This window comes from Acidocella aminolytica 101 = DSM 11237 (assembly GCF_900129125.1).
GTDB classification, from domain to species: Bacteria; Pseudomonadota; Alphaproteobacteria; order Acetobacterales; family Acetobacteraceae; genus Acidocella; species Acidocella aminolytica.
Genome location: NZ_FQVJ01000016.1, coordinates 1 through 19046, shown reverse-complemented (window position 1 = coordinate 19046; position 19046 = coordinate 1). Strand labels below are relative to the sequence as shown.

Here is a 19046-nt window from a genome sequence, read left to right as displayed (position 1 = left end):
GACTTGCTATGACGGACGCTATCTTCATTGTCGGTTATTACCGCAGCGGTACCTCAGCGCTATCTGGCGCGCTACAGCGCGCAGGCGTAAAATTTTACAACGAAGCCGACCCCAATGAGCATAATCCCCTGGGGTTCTACGAGATTCCTGAACTAATCGAACTAGATGTGAATCTCTTCAACCATCTTTCAGTAGACTGGACAGATGTACGTGGCCTTCCGAAAGGCTGGTCAGAACGTCCCGATACGGCACCCTTTCTATCCCGACTTGAAGAAATTCTGCGTCAGCGTTTCACACCCCAAGACAGGCTCTGGGGCTTAAAGCATCCCCATCTCTGCCGTACGTTACCGCTTTATGAACGCGCCGCACGCCAAGCTGGTCACAAGCCACACGTAGTACACATTTTTCGTGAGCCATGGGTTTCAGCTGCCAGCCAAGGTCGTAAAAACGGTCTCACCCGTGCACATGCGCTGCTTTTGTGGATGAGCTACACCACAGATGCGGAACGCCTTGCCCGACATTTGCCGCGTTGCTGGCTGACTTACCACGACCTACTCGCCCAACCTACACAAGAGCTGCGTCTAATCGAGTCATCGCTAGGCTTGACCTTTCAAAAGAAGAATGGTGATGGGCTCGCACAAGCAAGCAGCTATCTCACCGGTCAACTGAACCGTGCTGAACCTTTTCCTCGCGAGGGCCTCACTCGCCCGCTACACGATCTTGTTACCCGTACGTGGGAGGCTATCCTCGCCCGTGACTTCCAACCAGATTTATGGGACGGCCTAGCCGCAGAGACAGAAGATCTGGTTGGTTTTCTCAGCGAAATCAGCGCCAGTCGCGGGCGTGCTCTGCCTGGATTCAACGGCGAAGCCTTGCAGACTGCGGCGTTGCCCAATCAATCCACGGCCTCAATACGTCCAGTGGAACGTACTGATGATAGCGCCAAAACCAGGCTGATGAAATTGCGCGAAACAACAGGTGCCCTACCGCGCCTTGCTGTACTAATCGCCGCTCCCAGCGGTCGCGCCCCGGCAGTGAATGACACTCTGGAGAGCCTGCGTGGTCAATGGAATGCACCCAACATCGTCAAAATTCTCTCCGCCGATCCGCTGGCCGTTGAAGGATTCGAGACCATTACTGTTCCGGCTGAACCAGAGGCGATGACCCGCCACCTCTGCGAAGAAGCCAATCTATGTACTGAGGAAGCTGATTATGTCGCGATCATAAACGCTGGCGACACCATCGCCCCGGATGGCTGCCTGCGCCTCGCAATGCTGGCCGCGCAGACCAACGCGGATATGCTCTATTCAGACGAAATCGTGCCGGGAACAAATGGAGCATGGATCCGACACAAGCCCGGCTGGGATATCACCCGATTGCGCCAATCCGCCTATATCGGAGACTGGGTCTGGTACAGCACTCGGGCTATTCGGGTAGCAGGCGGCTTTAACGCCGCAATGGCCGGCGCAGAAGAATATGATATGCAACTCCGCTTTGCCGCACAGGGCGCAAAGGTCGAGAGGCTGCCAGAGGCTATCTTTACGCGCAGCGCTGGAAGCAAACGTGACGATATCTCTCAGCAGCTCTTCTGTGCGCGTGCGGCTGAGGCACTGAAGCAGCACCTGGCCAATTGTGGCATGAAGGCCGAAGTACAGAACCGCCAATATCCTGGCCTGTTCCATCATGTCCGACTGACGGAAGACCCGGGCACCACGCTTATCATGCTATGCGATGGCGCGGACATTCCTCTGCTGGATAAGTGGATGACTGCCTTGTTCACCGGCAAGCCGCTCTCTGGTCCCGTCATTCTCGCTGGCGCAGACCTTTGCGGCCCCATGCAGAATTATTTCGATGCAGTTTCAGATCAGCGCGAGGCGTTGGAAGGGAAGGTTCTGGCCGTCTCAGCCCTCACCACGAGCTCTGCCCTTGCAAAGGCCGTCGCCCTCTCGGAAACACAGCTTGTCGTTATCCTGGATGCGCGCATGCAAGAGATTTCGCCCCATTGGCAGGAAATACTGCGTGCCCGGCTCGCAGACTCCCGCGTCGCAGCCGTAGCCGCACGAACAATCGTCCAGACGAGCGCAGATGGGCAGCAGGGACAGGTGATGGGCCCTCTCATAATCGGCGCAGATACACGATTGGGCGCTGGCCACGGCCCCCTGGACCCTGGCCCCGGCGGCTGGTTGATGGTGGACCAAGAAGCCAGCGCTATCAGCCCTCCCGGCCTAATCGCCCGCCGCGCAGCACTTTCAGCCTGTAACTTCGACCCCGATTTGAACGGCGATGCCCTCTGGATTGATTTAAGCGCTCAGCTTCGTGCCCAAGGGTCTAGATTGGTCTGGACTCCAGATGTCAGCCTCGTCATGCCGCCCAATACGGTACCGATGGCGGATACCGAGAGCAGTTTCCGTAACGGCTCTCCTGCGGCACAGGCTTTGTCGTGGGCAGATCCGTACCATCACCCTGCTTTGTCCCTGCATGGTGACCTACTGGCCCCCGAACGCCGCACCGGCCTTGTCCGCGCCATCCCGACTGATCCGTCCAGCTTGCTTTTAAGCGGTGATCCTGCCCAATCAGGCGCGCCCCTTAACGCAGTGCGGGCGCTACGCCACGCTGGTTTGCTGGAGGCAGACTGGGTGCAAGGGCTGCCGGGAGCTGCCGAGTTGGGCCGCCGCGCTCCGGAAAGCTGGGTGAGGGTCAATCCTCTACTCCCGTCCCATAACCACAGCCTGCCTTATACCGCCCTATATACCGCAATCCCAGAACCCGACGCCTTACCGGCCCTGGCCGCTGCTGAGCGCATATTCGCGACCTCCCCCGGCCTTGTGAGCAATCTGAGTAATCTAACAAAAGCTTCCGTATCGCTCTGGCGACCCGCATTGTCTAACCGCTATTGGCAGGATTTCGAATCCGGTAAGGGGCTCAACACCAAACCCCGTATTCTCTGGATCGATGAAGGCATCTCACCACCTTGGTTCCCTGAACTGATGAAAGAGACACTGGACATCGCAGCTTGGATGATTGTGGAACGGCCTGGCGTACAATATCCCGAAGCTGTGGGACGCATTACCCCGCCGGAAACCGAACAATCCTGGTTGCATGTGCTGTCACAGGTTGGCCCGCAGATCATGCTACGTCCAATGGGCGCCGACACACATATAGACCATTACCACGCCTTGCTCGCAGCCGCCGCCGGATGCCGCCTTATTGTGGACAAAAGGCTGGACATACCGGAAAGCCTGGGAGCACTGCGCCTGCCAAACATCAAGCAAAATTGGAGCAAAGCCGTACAAAACGCCGTGCAAAATCTAAAGGAAACCTTGCGGCAAGGCGCTCAGACCCGCGCCGCGGCCTTGGCTCTGCCCAGCCTTGAAGATGAACCGCCCGCGTGGGCTAATGTCGACCAGTCCACCAGCCTCACGCTGGCCAGCGCGGCGGAATAACACCATGCGCTTCCTGGCCTTCATCATGCTGGTCTGCTGGCCTTTGGCCGCCCAGGCCCAAACCAAGCAAGACCCGCAGGCTGTGGCCAAGGCGGTGCAACAGGCGGCGCAAAATCTAGCGCCGCCTGGAGCCAGCGTGAGTCTCGGGCCCGTGAAGGGGGCGGCATACATGCCCGCTTGCACGGTGCCACTCACCGTCACACTCAGCGGCACAGCGCCTTATGAACAAGCCGCTGCGCAATGCACCTCACCGCAATGGACTCTTTATGTCACCGTCACCTTGGCACAAAGCGAAGCAGTAGTGGTGGCGGCCAAGCCCGTTAATGCTGGACAAACCATCACCGCCGCGGACCTCATGGTTAAACAGCTACCGGTCCAGTCCTTCGCCGGGCGGCAGGTTTTCAGCAACCCAACACAAATTGAAGGCGCCAGCGCGCTAATGTCGCTCGGCACCGGCATGATCATCACCCAAAACGACGTACAATCCCCCCTGGTGGTAAAAGCCGGGCAACTCGTGACTGTGCATGTTTACAGCGGCGGGGTTGAGCTGTCGCTGGATGCGGTAGCGGATCAGCCTGGCCATGTAGGCGACACCATTCTCCTGACCAACCATAGCAGCGGGCGGCGTTTTTCTGCCCAGGTCACCGCGACTGGCGTGGTGGTGCGGCTGGATTAATCAGCTATCGCGGGCCATCAAAGCCCGCATCAGCGCCACGAACTCTTCAACACTGAGCGTCTCAGCCCGGCGGGAAGCATCAATCCCCGCTTCAGCGCACAGCGCCTCGCCGCCCAGCGGCTTCAAGGCACCACGCAGCATCTTACGCCGCTGCCCAAATGCGGCGGCGGTCAGGCGCTCCATGGCCTTCAATTCCTCGCGCGTGGGCTGGTGCGGGCGCGGCACTAGCCGGATCAGCGCTGATTCCACCTTGGGCGGCGGCGCAAAAGCTCCAGCAGGAATCCGCATCAACATCGACACATCACACAGCCATTGCGCGAGCACCGACACCCGGCCATAGGTCCGGCTATTGGGCATGGCGCAAACGCGATCGGCCACCTCAAGTTGGAACATCAAAGTCAAAGACTGGAATTCCGCCGCCTGCTGCAGCCAGTTCACCAACAGCAGCGTACCTATATTATAAGGTAGATTTGCAACAACAACGCGCGGCGCGGGCACCAAGGCGGGCAAATCGGCCTTCATCGCATCCGCTTCAATAATGTGGAGCCGATCCGTAGTTGCGGCCAGAGCCGTGATGGCGGCCACGGCACGCTTGTCAAACTCAATAGCGGTGACAGAGACTGCCTTGGTTTCCAGCAAGGCGCGCGTCAGCCCGCCTGGGCCGGGCCCAATCTCAATAACATTCAACCCGGCCAAATTTCCCGCGGCCGCGGCAATGCGCGCGAGCAGGGATGGATCCAGCAAAAAATGCTGGCCGAGCGATTTATCGGCACGCAAATCGAAAATGCGAATGGTCTCAGCCAAAGAAGGCAATGAAATTTCAGCCATGCCCGCTTGTTAGCCTATGCCGTGCCATGGCAACAGAGAGGTGTGGATACACCGTCTGACCGGCCGCGCTTTGTGCAGGTTCCCCGGCTGCTACGCGCCTTGGTGCGGGCGGATGAGGTATGGCTCGCCATGCTGGCGGCGGTTGTGGGGCTGCTGGCGGGTCTTGGCGTGGTTATCATCAACTCCGCCACCCGGCTGATGCATCAAAAACTGTTCGACCTGCCCGCTGGGCAGGAATTGTCTCAGTCTCCTGTCCTGGACCCGCTGCGCGCCATTGCCGTGCCAATGCTGGGCGGTGTGATTCTGGGCGTGTCCCTGTGGTTTCTGGCAAAAATCTGGCCGCGCAAAATGGTGGACCCAATTGAGGCCAACGCCATGTATGGCGGACGCATGTCGCTGCTGGATTCTCTGATCGTGGCGATGCAAACCGCCTGGTCCAACGGGGTTGGCGCCTCAGTGGGCATGGAGGCCGGTTACGCCCAGCTCGGCGCAGGTATTGCCTCCTGGCTCGGCAAGAATTTCCGGGTGAGGCGGAACGACCTGCGCACATTGGTCGGGTGCGGCGCGGCCGCGGCCATTGCCGGGGCCTTCAACGCGCCACTCTGCGGGGCTTTTTATGGAATTGAACTGATCATCGGCGTTTATTCGGTAGCCACCCTGCCCTTCGTGGTCATTGCCGCTCTAGTGGGAACATTGATCGTACAGGTGCTCGGTTTTGGTGCGCCGCCGCTCATCGTCAATCTGCCGCCATCAGTGCCAAAGGAAGCATACGGCATCATCCTCATTGAAGGCGTGGCCTGCGGCATCGCCGGCATCGTCATCATGCGCGGCGTCACGTTGATTGAAGAAGCCATCCGCCGCAGCGGCATCCCGATCTGGCTGCGGCCTCTGCTGGGTGGCGCGGTGGTGGGGCTGCTGGGCTGTCTGACACCCAAGGCCATGTCCTCCGGTCACTCCGCCCTGCACAGCTATATAAATGTATCCTTCCCGTTTCTGGCCGTCGCCGGAATTTTTCTGGCCAAGGCCATTGCTTCGGCCTTTTCGATCGGCACCGGGTTTCGCGGCGGCCTGTTTTTCGCCTCTTTGTTCCTGGGCGCCTTGTTCGGTAAGGTTTTCGCTGGAATCGTCTGGGTCATACCCTTCGTCACCCACATGCCGGCCGGGCTCTATGCGATCGTAGGCATGAGCGGTCTGGCGGCTGCCATTGTGGGCGGCCCCATGACCATGACCTTCCTGGCCTTGGAAACCACGGCCAATTTTGCCGTTACCATGGCCGTTCTGGCCGCCGCCATCGCCGCCACAATTACCGTGCGCCGGCTGTTTGGCTACTCCTTCGCGACATGGCGCTTCCATCTACGCGGCGAACAGATTCGCTCCGCCGTGGATGTCGGCTGGATTCATGCCCTCACCGTCGGCCGGATGATGCGCCCCGTGCAAGCCACCACCCGTCCTGAGACGACATTGGCGGTGTTCCGGCAGGAAGTGCCACTTGGTGCGACACAGCGCGCTATCGTTACCGATTCGGAAGGGCAATATGCCGGAATCGTTTACCCGGCTGAAGCCGCTGTGGTTACTGGCGAAGGCCGGCTGGTTAAGGACATTCTGCATCATCAGGGCTATTTCCTGCTGCCCGGCATGAATGTGAAAGAGGCGCTGGACCGATTCGAAAAAGCCGAAGCAGACGCGCTTGCGGTACTGGATGGCCCCGAAACCCGGCATGTGCTCGGCCTGCTGACCGAGCAATATGCGTTGCGCCGCTACAATGAAGAGCTTGACCGCAAACGCCGGGAAGTTTCAGGCGAGTGATTGAGGTAAGGGGATTGTTAATAATCAGAAAGGTACCGGTAGTTTAACAAATCTCCTTCATCACTTTTTATTCATTTCATTTATCGAAATCGATAGCAAAAAATAATCATAATATAATTTTTAGTTGTTTTTTGATACAAAGTCATATTTATAAACAATTTATGACATAGAAAACCTCTCGTTACTAACTTTTAAATAACAATTCGATCATTCTTATGTCGGAATTTATAGCTCCTCGGACCAAATTATCTCAAAAAATAACAATATCCAAAAATACATCCAACCCTAAAGAGCTTGGCAACATAATCTTAAAAAAATCAGCCCGTTGTTATTCTTGATTCTGCAGTGCGGCATAGATTAATAGTCTGGTCAAAGGTGGAAAGTGAGGGTGGCTTATGAGTGGTAATTTAACGATTAATGGCGGCTATAATGGCCAACCAGGGGTTCTGAGCGTCCCTTCGGCGTTCCCCAGCACGATTAACAACCTTCTTCAGACTTATCTGAACGGCGTTGGTAGTGCCATTACATCAGGCACCGAAGCGTTCCTGAATTACAACATCGCCGCTGGGACATCTGTCAGCGCCAGCGGCACCACTGGCTCTTACGAAGCCATTTCCAACACCGACAGCACGGGTGCTTCTACCAGCGGCTCTGGTTCCTATGCCGCAACCGTCAACGCTGGCGTAACCGATCTTGTAGTGCAGGCACCTGGTGACCTGACCGTTACCGCGGCAGACTCCACGACATTCGCTCTGTTGGGCGCTCAAAGCAACGTGAACTACTCCGTTTCCGGCGGTTCGGGCAGCATCTTCGCGGCTGGCGGCAACGACTCCATTTATGTCGGCGGGGACTCCGTCAATCAGGCGGTTACCTCGAGCGGCAACGACACCGTTACCTTCAATGGCACGAACGGTCTCGAGTCTGTCACTGCTGTTGGCCAGGCCACGACCAATGTCTATGTTGGCGGTTCCGATAATGCGACCGTTAGCGCCAAAGGCAACTCCCAGGTTGAGGTTCACTTCCTCAACAATGCTGGTGGCAGCCTCGACTTCATCAACAACTCCTCTCAGGCCGCGACCATTTTCTCGGGCGTTTACACAACTGGCGGTGGCACGCTGAGCTACGCGCAAGGTGCTGTGACCGCGTTTGGTGGTTCCGCCGGTATCTTTGCAGTTGGCGGGCGTGGGGGCTTCAACTCCCTCAATGGCGGGTCGGGCAGCTCCACCCTGGTTGGTGCCGGAGATGGCGACACGCTGGTGTCAGGCGGCGCCCAAAACTACCTGTTCGGTGGCGCCGGCACGGAAACCCTCCTCGGTGGCGGCACAAATAATAGCTTCGCGATTGGCTTCCAAGAACCGGGTATTGGCGCTGTGACAGCGACAGGCGGCCTCGCTTCCGCTGGCGGCTCTGGTGCACAGACCTTCCTCCTGGGCAATGTTGTGTCCACCACTCTGACCGGCTCCACGGTCACCGGTGCGCAAAACGCCTATGACGTGCTTGGCACCTTCACCACTCTTGGTGGCCAGGGCGAGACAGTGAGCGGTGGTTCCTTCACTATCACTGATTTCGGCGGCAACTCCACCATCAACCTGCTCAGCCCTGGCGCCTCCGGCCTCTCTGTGGAAACTGTCGGCTCGGCCATTGGCGGTGGCGCTACCCAGATTCTGCTGACGGATGGTACGGTCATTACTCTGAATGGTGTCTCCACCAGCCAGGTTAGCGTCAACGCTTCTGCTGGGACCATTACCTACATCTAAACCAGCAACACCTTACCCATCGAAAAACCTGCCTTGCATCGCAAGGCAGGTTTTTTATTGGCACATTCTGAAATAGCTGGTTTCGCTACCCTACGCCGCCATTCTCAGTCGACCGCAGGCTTGAAGTTCAAGACCTCACCATTAATACAATAGCGCAAGCCCGTCGGCGGCGGGCCATCTTCAAACACATGCCCCAAATGCCCCCCGCAATTGCTACAATGGGCCTCGATCCGAATCATGCCATGGCTGCGATCTATGCTTGTATCGATCGCCCCATCGACAGGGTCATTAAAGCTCGGCCACCCCGTACCGCTTTCAAATTTTGTGTTTGACACGAACAAAAGCTGGTCGCACCCGGCACAACTGAAACTGCCAGCGCGCTTTTCATAATTTAGTGCGCAGGAGCCAGGACGCTCCGTAGCGTGCTCACGTAATATGGCATATTGTTCCGGTGTCAGACGTTTGCGCCACTCGGCCTCGCTCAATGTGAACGGAAACCGTTTTTCATCAACGGCACTCATAGGAGTCTCCTCTCCGGTACTAGGTCCGGAGTTAATATAGACCTAGTTTTCCCGAGACCAACCCATCAATGTTCGCGCGAATTACTGACTATGGCCAAACTAATTCACCCCACAGGCTATCTTGGCCCATGGGGTGCGTCCGCTCTATTTCACATCTTGTTCACATCTTGCCAGAAGATGCCCTGTCAGCCCGGCATCAGTCCGAGTGAATTCATAATCCTGGGCAGACATCCCGCCACTTCATGGCGCTGAATGGCCCAAAATCCAGCCGTCTCTGTTCAGGCGGATTTCTGCTCCATATTGGACGATTGCGTGCCCAATGCCCGCCAACGCTCCAGCGTCGCTTCACGGGCAGGCTTACCGTCATTCAGCGAAGCCGCGATCAAACGGTCGATAACGGCCTGACGGAGTTCGGCTTCAATTTTGAGCATATTCGCAGACATGATTTGACTTCTCGACCTCTTTAATGCGGACGACACGTCCATAACCGAAACAATGCTTTGTAACAAAGGCGCGAATAAGGCATCGCATTGAAAAAATTGTGACAAATTTTTTGGCGCAATGCAGCAATTATTTTATGCGACGCAGCAAAAAAAATGTTGATAACCCCGCATCACCCAGTGTCCCAACCAATGCTGCTTTGTTAAGAGACATCCGCTTCTCCAATTCCCGAGGCTGTATGGCAAAGCGGGCGTATTTTCGAATTTCATCTTGTCTGGCAGGGATGGCTCTGCTCAGCGCCTGTGCCGCCCCCGGCTCTCAGGACTCAATTGCTTCCCTGCCCGTGTCTGAACAGGCGCTTAAAGGCTCCACCCCGCAAGTTTTAGCGGCCGATTTTGGCCCGCCCATGCTCCGGCGTGTGGATGGCCCGGCCCAGGTCTGGCTTTACCATTCGCCGGTCTGTGGTTTGAACGTGTTTCTATACCCGGACTCACATGGCGTGCCTCGTGTCGCGGCGGTGGTACCGGACAATGGGGCTAATCCGCAGAGCTGCATGCAAAGTCTGGCCCGCCCCACCACCGCGGCGGCACTGGAGCGCAGCGCGTCCTCCTGATAGCCTATAGCGGCTTGATATGAGGATAAAATGGCGTCTCTGAACATTGCCGTGCAGATGGACCCGCTGCACAACATCGACATCACCGGCGATTCGACCTTCGCGCTGATGCTGGAAGCCCAGGCACGCGGCCACAAGCTCTGGCATTATGAGGTCTCGCATATGTGGCTGGATGGCGCGGTGCTGAAAGCCCGCGTGAAGCCTGTCACCGTGCGGGATATCGCCGGGGACCATTTTACCTTCGGGCCGGAAGACGTGATCGACCTCGGCAGCATGGATGTGGTGCTGATGCGCCAGGACCCGCCCTTCGACATGGCCTATATAACCGCAACGCACCTGCTGGAGCATATCCATCCGAAAACGCTGGTGGTTAACAACCCGGTCTCCGTACGCAATGCACCGGAAAAGCTGCTGGTCATGCACTTCCCGCATTTAATGCCCCCCACCCTGGTCTCCTGGGACCGGCAGGCGATTCGGGATTTCCGCGCGCGTCATAAAGACATCATCGTCAAACCGCTCTTTGGCAATGGCGGAATCGGCGTGTTCCGCATCAAACCCGACGATGAAAATCTCGGCTCGCTGCTGGATATGTTCTTCGCCGCCTCGCGCGAGCCCTTAATGGTGCAGCGTTACGAGCCCGCCGTGCGAAAGGGCGATAAACGGATCATCCTGATCGACGGTGAGCCGCTGGGCGCCATCAACCGCGTCCCTGCCGAGGGTGACTCGCGCTCCAACATGCATGCGGGCGGTCAAGCGGAACCAACGAAACTCACCGCCCGCGAGCAGGAAATCTGCGCCGCCATCGGCCCAACCTTGAAAGAGCAGGGGCTGCTGTTCACCGGCATCGACGTGATCGGCGACTACCTCACCGAAATCAACGTGACCTCCCCCACCGGCCTGCAGCAGATTTCACGGTTCGATAATCTGAACCTCGCCGCCGCCATTATGGAGAAAATCGAGGCCATCCGCGCCGGGTAATCCCCGGCGTCTCAGCCCAGCTTGTGCAGAATCTGGTGATAGGCCCGTCCGTGGTAAACAAGGCCGGAACTGGACGAGCCCAGGTGAATCGCCTGCACCTCGCAGAAAAATACCGTATGGGTGCCCACATCCACGCTCTGGCTCACTTTGCAATCCAACCCGGCGGCGGCACTTTCCAGCACTGGCGCGCCAGTTGCCAGCCTTATCCAGCGTCCATGGGCAAAGCGTTCCGCCATCGGCAAATGGCCCTGACCCGCGAAAATGGGGGAGAGTTTCTCATGCTCATGCGTCAGCACGTTCACGCAGATCACCCCCGCCTGCTTGAAAATCTCATGATGATGGCTGGACCGGTTGATACAGACCAGCATGGTCGCCGGGTCGTCGGTCACTGAGCAGGCGGCGGACACCGTCATCCCCACATCGCCTTCTGGCCCCTTGGTGGTGATGACATTCACCGCAGCCCCCATACGCGCCATGGCTTCCCGAAACAATGCACGGTCAATGACGGCGGTCATCTGTCACTCTCCCTCAAACGGTGGGTCTCTCCTAACCCTTCCCCTTAACAGGCCGCAAGGCACGGCCACGCTGCACGGCCCCTTCACCAAAACGCGCCCTTAACTGGTCGATCGCCTCTTGCCGGGCGCGGCGGCGCGGGGTGGATGTGTCGGCCAAATCCCCAAGATCCGCCAGCGCGGCGGGCGCCAAAGGGGCAGCGCCAATACCTATAAGCCTGAATTTGGTGCCGTCCGCCTCCCGCGCCAATAAGGGCTGTGCAGCTTCAAATATAGTTTCCGCCAGCCGGGTGGGGGCAGGCAAACGCTGGCTGCGCGTACGCTGTTGAAAATCAGCACTTTTCAGCTTCAGCACCAGCCCAGCGGCGGCTTGATCTTCCCGGTGCAGGCGGCGGCCCAGCTTCTCGCAAAGCGGCCACAGCTCGGCTTCCAGCGCGGCACGGTCCGCGATATCGGTCTCGAATGTGGTTTCCGCGCTGATGGATTTGCTCTCTCGCTCCGGGCGGATAGGTCGGTCATCCTGCAAGCGCGCCCGAGCCACCAGGGCCGCCCCGTCATGGCCCAGCTTCGCGGCCTCATGGCGGTCCAGCGCCGCTAGCTGGGCGATGGTCACAATCCCCCTGGCTTCCAGCTTTTTCACCAACGCCGGGCCAAAGCCTGGCAGCAGCCCCAGCCGCTCATTCGCCAGTACGTCCTCTGCCTCCCGGCCCAGAACGAAAAATCCGCGCGGCTTGCCACGCTCAGCGGCCAGCTTGGCCAGCATCCGGTTCCGCGACAGTCCGATGGAGATGGTAATGCCCAACGCCGCCTCCACCCGCCGCGCCAGGCGCGTGAGAACAATGGCGGGCGGCGCGCCATGCAGCGTGGCGGTACCAGAGAGATCGAGCGCCGCCTCATCAATCGAAAGCGGCTGCACCAGCGGGGTCAGCGCCTCCATCATCTCCCGCATCTGGCGGGAAACCGCAGCATATTTCGTCATATCCGGCTTGATCACCACCGCCTGCGGACACAACTTCCGGGCCTTGAACATCGGCATAGCGGAGCGCACGCCGTAAATCCGGGCAATATAACAGCAGGTGGAAACCACCCCGCGCACCCCACCGCCGATAATCACCGGCTTGTCCCGCAATTCCGGGCGGTCGCGCTTTTCCACCGCCGCATAAAACGCGTCACAATCGATATGCGCGATGGCCAGGCTGAACAATTCAGGGTGGCGCACCACCCGCACCCCTCCGCATTGGGGGCAGCTTTGCCCCTCCACCCGCGCATCACAATCGCGGCAGAGGCCGGGCATAGCTTAAGTCACGGAATCATCGATCACATAAGCGGCCGTCAGACCGCCATCGATCGTATAGGCTGAACCGGTGATAAAGCTGGCCTCATCGGACGCCAGAAACGCGACCAGATTGGCAATCTCCGCCGGGTCCGCCAGCCGTCCCATCGGCAGATAGCGCCGCCGCAGCTTCCAGGCTTCCTCATCCGCCAGAAACGCCTTCACCAGCGGCGTGGCGGTGGGGCCGGGGCAAATGGCCACGGCCCGCAGCTTGCGGCGCGCATACATAATGGCAATTTCCCGCGTCATCGCCAGCACCCCGCCTTTGGCAGCGGTATAGGCGATTTGCGGAAAAGCCGAGCCAACCATCGCTACGATGGAGGCGTTATTGATAATCACGCCCTTACCGGATTCCAGCAGATACGGAATCCCCGCCTTGCAGCACAAAAACACTGAGGTGAGATTGGCAGCGATGGTGGCATTCCAGCTTGCCAGAGACGTTTCCACCGGACCTGCATCATCTCCCCGGCAAATGCCGGCATTATTGAACAACGCATCCAGCCCACCAAAAGCCTCGGCCCCCTTGGCGAACATCGCGGCACAAGCGGCCTCATCGGTCAGATCCCCGATCACGGCCACCGCCTCGCCACCAGCCGAGCGGATGGCCTCCACGCTCGCCGCCGCCGACGCCTCGTTCAGATCCCCACAGATCACGCGCGCCCCCTCGGCAGCGCATTTCTGTGCCGCGGCCTGACCAATACCGCTGCCGGCCCCGGTGATGAAAACCCTTTTGCCTGTCAGACGCATGAGAGAATCGCCTTCAACTGCCCGGTCAGAGTTTCACCCGGCGCGAACGTGCCGTCAAAGGCTGCGGAGCCCACGGTAAACCCATCCGCTCCCGCCTCTCGCAAAGCGGCGATACGCGCGGGACTGTCCACCCCGCCGGCACAGATCAGCGTCTTGCCTTGCACCCCCCGCCGCGCAGCGCGCACCAGTGCCAGCGGATCAGCCTCAAACGCACGATAGGCCAGCAAATCCACGCCCGCGCAGCCCTGGGCAATAAATGCCGCACAATGCGCCTCCACCTGCAACTCATCCCCACCAAGCTGTGTCGGGTGCCCCGTCGGCGTACCGGGAAACGGGTAATAATCGACCTTGCTGCCCGCCAAAATCTCCAGCGTCTCGGCCACCTGGGTCCCCCCCAGCAACCTGTCCACCCCGATTTCCCTGCCGATGCGCGCGGAGTGCAGCGCGGTGTCCGGCGAGGTGGCCACCACTTCCAGATAGCTCACAGCCCCCAGCGCCTTAATCCGCTGGTTGAGCAGATGCAGCGTCTGCGCATCTACCCCTACATCCTTGAACCCGATATGGCGCAGCCCCAGCGGCACGATTTCCTCAAGAACCGCCAGACAATCAGGCACCGTACGGTCCTGGCGTGTGAGCATGAAGATAAAATCCATGCCCGAATGTTCTCATTGCCGGCCAGGGGGAGCAATAACTGAAAATAAAAATTTCTTATTATTTTGCACCAAGGACCGCTCTCTCACATGAGGCCGCAGCATGGCGGCGGCCAGAGACAAACGCGGCGACAACGGCACAAACCAAAGGCTGAACCGAACGAGCCGATGCGCCAGAACCGGCCCTAGTCGCATCACCCAGCCATAAGGGGGCAGGTTTTGCCGAATCAGCCCATACAGCAGCGTGAGATGCGCCAGCCGATGCTGCCAAACGATCGGTAGAACGTATCGGTCGTAAGCCCGGCGAGACAATCTACCGCGCCGCGAGCCCGTAATCACCAACCCGCTGAGCGCAGACAACAACTCCACCACCGCCTAGCCGTGCGAGAACAGCGCCTCAACCGAACCCGGCACATGAGCGAGTGGCAAGCCATGGCGGAGCAAGGCGTAAGCAGCCAGCCTCCCGCACACATCATCCAGCCGTTACAACCGTTTCATAGCAACAACCGAAACGGCATTTAACTTTCCCGCCAGAGCCGGCTACAGCCCGAAGATCGCCACCAAAACCGGCAAAATCAATGCCGTGACCACGCCGTTCAGCCCGATCGCCAAGCCGCCAAACGCGCCCGCTGTCTCATTCAGCCGGATCATATGGCTGGTGGCAATTCCATGCGCCGCCGTTCCCGCCGCCAACCCTTGGGCCTGCCAGTCCTTCACCCGCGCTGCTTTAAACAGGGGCACGCAGATCAAAGTACCGAACATGCCCGTGATGATCACAAACACCGCCGTCAGGGCAGGAATCCCACCCAACTCCTGCGCCACCCCCATCGCAATCGGCGTAGTAACGGATTTGGGCCCCAGCGACATCACAACCTCGTGCGGCGCCCCCAGCGCCCGCGCAATCACCATGGCCGAGACTGCCGCCACCACGGAACCAGCGCCCAAAGATACCAGAATTGGCACGAAATTACGCTTAATCGCGGGCCAGTTGGCATACATCGGTACCGCCAGCGCCACCGTGGCCGGGCCTAGCAGGAAGTGAATGTAAACCGCGCCGGTGAAATAGGTCTGATAGCTGGTGCCTGTGACCAGCAGCGCTGTTACCAGCATCAGCACCGCGAGCACGGTGGGGTTGGTCAACGCCTTATGGCCCGCCCGCCGATCGATCATGCAAGCCACTTCCCAGGCGCAGAGCGTTGCGGCCAACCCGAGCAGCGGCTGCGTCCGCAAATAAACCCAGATATGGAAAAACGGCAGCGGCAACAGACTATGCATGACCCTTCGCCTCCCGCTTGGAGAGGAACCATTGCATTGTCACGCCCGTCACCAGCAAACCAAGCGCGGTGGACACCCCAATGGCAATCAGAATCGCAACCGCGTTCTGCCTCAACATCCCCAGCTGATTCACCACCCCTACCCCGGCGGGTACAAACAACAGCCCAAGATATTTCAGCAGCCCCTGGGCGGTCAGCCGCAGATCATCCCCCGGCGGGCCGAATTTCAAAAACCAACCCAGCGCCAGGACCAGCCCGATTACCGCCCCCGGCACGGGCAGCCCCGTCCCTTGTTGCAAAACAGTACCGATAAGCTGGTATAAAACCAATATTGTCAGCGCTCTGACCACGCCAAATCTCCCGCGACACTCTTGCACAGCACGATAAAGGCGCCATGTCAGATCATAATGGAGCTGTTCTCGTAAACCGTTCAGGGTCGCAAACCTATGCCAAGCTGGCAGTCCTACGTTGTGCATCCGTTTTTGCGCTTTTTCATCAAGCGCAAGCTGGCCAAGTCTCTTACACCGGACCAAGCACGGGCGGCCTTTGACCAGCAGCCGCCCGTGAACGTCTCGGGAGTCACATTTTCCCCAGGGCAAGAGGGCGGCGTCACCGGCGAATGGGCGGAAAGCGGTAGGGCTTCCGCCGGATTAATGCTGTATCTGCATGGCGGCGGCTATTTCGCCTGCTCCCCGGTCACGCACCGCCCCATTACCGGCGGGTTTGCTGGGCACGGCCTGAAGGTCTTCGCGCCGGACTATCGCCTGGCGCCCGAACACCCTTTTCCAGCCGCAATTGAGGACGCTTTGGCCGCCTACCGCGCTCTCATCATGTCCCACGACCCGCATAAACTTGTGGTGGCGGGGGATTCCGCCGGGGGCGGCTTGGCGCTGGGGCTACTTCTGGCGGCCCGCGAGGCGGAGCTTCCCATGCCCGCAGGACTGGTACTGTTTTCCCCCTGGACAGATCTGGCAGTCACTGGTGCGTCCATCCAAACCAACGATAAACGAGACAGCACCCTCATCGCCAGCCGTATCCCCGAGGTCGCGGCGTTATATCTCAACGGCGTCCCGGCCGACACGCCACAAGCCTCCCCCCTTTACGGTGATTTGTCCGGCCTGCCCCCTGTGCTGGTACAGGTCTCCGATCGAGAGGTTCTGCTAGACGACTCAACCCGCCTCGCGGCAAAGATCCAAGCCGCAAACGGCCAGGCGGAGCTATCCATCTGGCGCAACCTTCCGCATGTCTGGCAGATCAATCAGTCTTTTCTACCGGAAGCCCGTCAAGCCCTGGCCGAAGCGGCGGATTTTGCCAAGGCAACCCTTGCATCTATGGCCCCGGCGGCGTAAATCCGGGCCTTCCTCGCTGCCGGTCGGGATCGGCGGCTTTTTCTGCATGGAGTTTACACGGTGAAAGCCAACATTCATCCGGACTATCACGAGGTCACCATCATCATGACCGATGGGACTGAATTCAAGACCAAATCCTGTATGGGCTCTGCAGGCGAGACCTTGCGCCTGGACATCGATCCGAAGTCCCATCCGGCCTGGACCGGGGTGCAGCGCGTGATGGACACGGGTGGTCAGGTTGCCAAGTTCAACAAGAAGTTCGCTGGCATCGGTTTGCGCAAGAAGTAAGACGCAGCAATCACCGCCAAAGAAAAAGGCCCCTTTGCGGAGCCCTCAGACTGCAGACAAACCTCGTCGAATTTTCGGCGGGGTTTGTTTATGGGGTGGTTATGGTTTGTGGATTGGCATTCTTAGAATGGTGTAAGGGTTGTGGCTCTCAGCCCGGCATGGGGTGCGGCTTGACGGTCATGCGAGAGAGGCAGACAAGCCAGTAAAATTCTGCTTCTGCGCTACGGATAGGCTTTGGCTCTGCAGCCCGGCACTCAGCGCCACGCTGGGCCCTAGAAGACCGTATGTTCGTTGTCTGAGAGGTGGCTCACCCGCAATATGCGATGAGCGAGGGTTGCGCCGGATGGGCCGACGCCGAGCCTCTCGCATAGGGGACGAGCCGTGCGACAGGATAGCAAAGTCTACGTGGGACTGGATACATCGAAGCTGAAGATCTCGGTGGCAGTGGCCGAGGAGGGACGTGATGGCGAGGTGCGCTTCATCGGCGATATCGACAGCGCCCCTGAGGTGGTTGAGCGGCTTGTGACGAAGCTTGCCAAGCGGCATGGGGAACTGGCTTTTTGTTATGAGGCGGGACCAACCGGCTACGGTCTGCATCGGCAGATCACGCGGCTCGGCCACGAATGCATCGTGGTCGCGCCCTCACTGATCCCGAAGCGTCCCGGCGAACGGGTCAAGACCAACCGCCGCGATGCGCTGACCCTGGCCAAACTATACCGTGCGGGAGAGCTGACCGCCGTTTGGGTGCCGGATCCGGGACACGAGGCCGTCCGGGAACTCGTGCGCGTCCGAGAGGCTGCAATGGAGGATCTGCGGCGCACCCGTCAGCACTTGCAATCCTTTTTGCTCCGCCATGGCCGGGTCTTCACCGGTCGTGATGTATGGACCAGGGCGCATACAAGATGGCTGTGCGAGCAGAGCTTCGAGCATCCCGCCCAGTACCTCGTGCTGGCGGAGTATCGCCAGGCGATCGAGAATGCCGAGATTCGGCTCAAGCGCTTGACCGAACAGGTCACCGAAGTAGCGGCCTCATGGTCCATGGCGCCGGTGATCGCTGCCTACCAGGCGTTGCGCGGTGTCGCTTTCCTGACCGCAGTCACCTTTGTCGCGGAAATCGGCGATGTGCGCCGGTTCGACAATCCGCGTCAGCTGATGGCCTATCTCGGCTTGGTCCCCTCTGAAAACTCCACGGGCGAACGTACTCGCCGCGGGAGCATCACCAAAGCCGGCAACAGCCGAGCCCGCCGCGTGCTCATCGAGGGCGCCTGGACCTATCGCTTCCCAGCCCGTATGAGCCGCCTGTTGCAGGAGCGGCAGACCGGCTTGACGAAAACGGTCACCGACATCGCCTGGAAAGCCCAGGTCCGGCTGTGCAGCCGCTACCGCAAGCTCATGGCGCACGGTAAACGACAGTCGGTCGTCACGGTGGCAATCGCCCGGGAAATGGCCGCCTTCCTTTGGGCAATCGGGCGAGAAGTCGAACCCCATGCAACCTGATCGCCCACTATATCCGCCAACGCCTCATTCCACCTCGGTACAGGAGAACCGTTAGGACCAACCAGCATCATTGTTGTGCAACGCTGGAGGCAGGGCTCCGGTGGGGAACTCTCGTACGAATTGTGTGGCCGACATTGTCGATGCCCGCTGGCAGATCGAGGCAGCCCCGGACGAACACACGGAAATGCGGTATCCAACCCGCGCATCAGAGTCTGCAAACCGTCGTCTCAGCAGCTCTGCCTCCTGCGCTGCACAACATTCATATTTCGGACAACTCCAGAAGCTTTGGGGCGCGCGCCATCATGCCGAAAACCCTGGACAACGAACATCAGA

The 19046-nt window shown here is 59.2% G+C and carries 20 protein-coding genes; 10 read left to right on the top strand and 10 right to left on the bottom strand.

The window, feature by feature from the left end; all coding sequences use genetic code 11:
- The first annotated feature begins 8 nt into the window (after positions 1–8).
- Together BUB54_RS10050 and flgA are read left to right on the top strand one after the other, a co-directional pair.
- On the top strand, positions 9–3443 hold the full coding sequence (locus BUB54_RS10050; protein ID WP_048878482.1) for a hypothetical protein: 3435 nt from the start codon (positions 9–11) through the stop codon (positions 3441–3443).
- Entirely contained in the window at positions 3397–4119 is a 723-nt protein-coding gene (flgA, locus tag BUB54_RS10045) for a flagellar basal body P-ring formation chaperone FlgA (RefSeq protein ID WP_244890765.1), read from the top strand. Before BUB54_RS10050 ends, flgA begins: the two co-directional genes overlap by 47 nt.
- Here the strand turns inward: flgA and rsmA are convergent, their stop codons facing one another.
- Positions 4120–4947 (bottom strand): 16S rRNA (adenine(1518)-N(6)/adenine(1519)-N(6))-dimethyltransferase RsmA, encoded by an 828-nt coding sequence (rsmA, locus tag BUB54_RS10040; RefSeq protein WP_048878484.1) that lies wholly within the window; start codon positions 4945–4947, stop codon positions 4120–4122.
- A gap of 42 nt (positions 4948–4989) precedes the next feature.
- Between rsmA and BUB54_RS10035 the strand changes: the two genes are divergently transcribed.
- On the top strand, positions 4990–6753 hold the full coding sequence (locus BUB54_RS10035; RefSeq protein WP_048878485.1) for a chloride channel protein: 1764 nt from the start codon (positions 4990–4992) through the stop codon (positions 6751–6753).
- 395 nt (positions 6754–7148) lie between these two features.
- Positions 7149–8510, top strand: coding sequence for a beta strand repeat-containing protein (locus BUB54_RS10030; RefSeq protein ID WP_048878486.1), 1362 nt, complete (start codon positions 7149–7151; stop codon positions 8508–8510).
- A 104-nt stretch (positions 8511–8614) separates the two neighbouring features.
- On the opposite strand, the gene msrB is transcribed toward BUB54_RS10030, so the two are convergent.
- Both msrB and BUB54_RS20765 read right to left on the bottom strand, forming a co-directional pair.
- Entirely contained in the window at positions 8615–9031 is a 417-nt protein-coding gene (gene msrB / locus BUB54_RS10025) for a peptide-methionine (R)-S-oxide reductase MsrB (protein ID WP_048878487.1), read from the bottom strand.
- Between the two features lie 278 nt (positions 9032–9309).
- Positions 9310–9474 carry a hypothetical protein gene (locus tag BUB54_RS20765; protein ID WP_158320094.1) on the bottom strand — a complete coding sequence of 55 codons (165 nt, stop codon included), beginning with the start codon at positions 9472–9474 and terminating at the stop codon, positions 9310–9312.
- Between the two features lie 281 nt (positions 9475–9755).
- Between BUB54_RS20765 and BUB54_RS10020 the strand changes: the two genes are divergently transcribed.
- Together BUB54_RS10020 and gshB are read left to right on the top strand one after the other, a co-directional pair.
- Positions 9756–10085 carry a hypothetical protein gene (locus BUB54_RS10020; RefSeq protein ID WP_048878488.1) on the top strand — a complete coding sequence of 110 codons (330 nt, stop codon included), beginning with the start codon at positions 9756–9758 and terminating at the stop codon, positions 10083–10085.
- A gap of 30 nt (positions 10086–10115) precedes the next feature.
- Positions 10116–11063 carry a glutathione synthase gene (gene gshB, locus BUB54_RS10015; RefSeq protein ID WP_048878489.1) on the top strand — a complete coding sequence of 316 codons (948 nt, stop codon included), beginning with the start codon at positions 10116–10118 and terminating at the stop codon, positions 11061–11063.
- 11 nt (positions 11064–11074) lie between these two features.
- On the opposite strand, the gene BUB54_RS10010 is transcribed toward gshB, so the two are convergent.
- The 7 genes from BUB54_RS10010 to BUB54_RS09980 form a co-directional block, all read right to left on the bottom strand.
- Positions 11075–11578 (bottom strand): flavin reductase, encoded by a 504-nt coding sequence (locus BUB54_RS10010; protein WP_048878490.1) that lies wholly within the window; start codon positions 11576–11578, stop codon positions 11075–11077.
- Positions 11579–11609: 31 nt separating this feature from the next.
- Positions 11610–12869, bottom strand: coding sequence for a DNA polymerase IV (locus tag BUB54_RS10005; RefSeq protein WP_048878491.1), 1260 nt, complete (start codon positions 12867–12869; stop codon positions 11610–11612).
- A 3-nt stretch (positions 12870–12872) separates the two neighbouring features.
- Positions 12873–13655 (bottom strand): SDR family oxidoreductase, encoded by a 783-nt coding sequence (locus BUB54_RS10000; protein ID WP_048878492.1) that lies wholly within the window; start codon positions 13653–13655, stop codon positions 12873–12875.
- Positions 13646–14308, bottom strand: a complete 663-nt coding sequence (locus tag BUB54_RS09995) for a beta/alpha barrel domain-containing protein (RefSeq protein ID WP_048878493.1) — start codon at positions 14306–14308, stop codon at positions 13646–13648. Before BUB54_RS09995 ends, BUB54_RS10000 begins: the two co-directional genes overlap by 10 nt.
- A gap of 12 nt (positions 14309–14320) precedes the next feature.
- Positions 14321–14665, bottom strand: a complete 345-nt coding sequence (locus tag BUB54_RS09990) for a hypothetical protein (protein WP_139284866.1) — start codon at positions 14663–14665, stop codon at positions 14321–14323.
- A 180-nt stretch (positions 14666–14845) separates the two neighbouring features.
- Positions 14846–15580: an LrgB family protein gene (locus BUB54_RS09985; protein WP_048878495.1), complete on the bottom strand. Its 735-nt coding sequence runs from the start codon at positions 15578–15580 to the stop codon at positions 14846–14848.
- A complete protein-coding gene (locus tag BUB54_RS09980) occupies positions 15573–15929 on the bottom strand; it encodes a CidA/LrgA family protein (protein ID WP_073211532.1) in 357 nt (118 codons plus the stop codon). The genes BUB54_RS09985 and BUB54_RS09980 overlap by 8 nt, the downstream gene beginning before the upstream one ends.
- A 96-nt stretch (positions 15930–16025) precedes the next feature.
- Here BUB54_RS09980 and BUB54_RS09975 point away from each other — a divergent pair, with 96 nt between their 5' ends.
- From BUB54_RS09975 to BUB54_RS21145, 4 genes are all read left to right on the top strand, one after another.
- Positions 16026–16928: an alpha/beta hydrolase gene (locus tag BUB54_RS09975; RefSeq protein WP_048878497.1), complete on the top strand. Its 903-nt coding sequence runs from the start codon at positions 16026–16028 to the stop codon at positions 16926–16928.
- A gap of 60 nt (positions 16929–16988) precedes the next feature.
- Complete coding sequence (rpmE, locus tag BUB54_RS09970; protein WP_048878498.1) at positions 16989–17216, top strand: 50S ribosomal protein L31; 228 nt, start codon at positions 16989–16991, stop codon at positions 17214–17216.
- A 381-nt stretch (positions 17217–17597) separates the two neighbouring features.
- On the top strand, positions 17598–18713 hold the full coding sequence (locus tag BUB54_RS09965; protein WP_073211529.1) for an IS110 family RNA-guided transposase: 1116 nt from the start codon (positions 17598–17600) through the stop codon (positions 18711–18713).
- 124 nt (positions 18714–18837) lie between these two features.
- A partial coding sequence (locus tag BUB54_RS21145) for a hypothetical protein (protein ID WP_217652478.1) occupies positions 18838–19046 on the top strand: 209 nt, incomplete at its 3' end.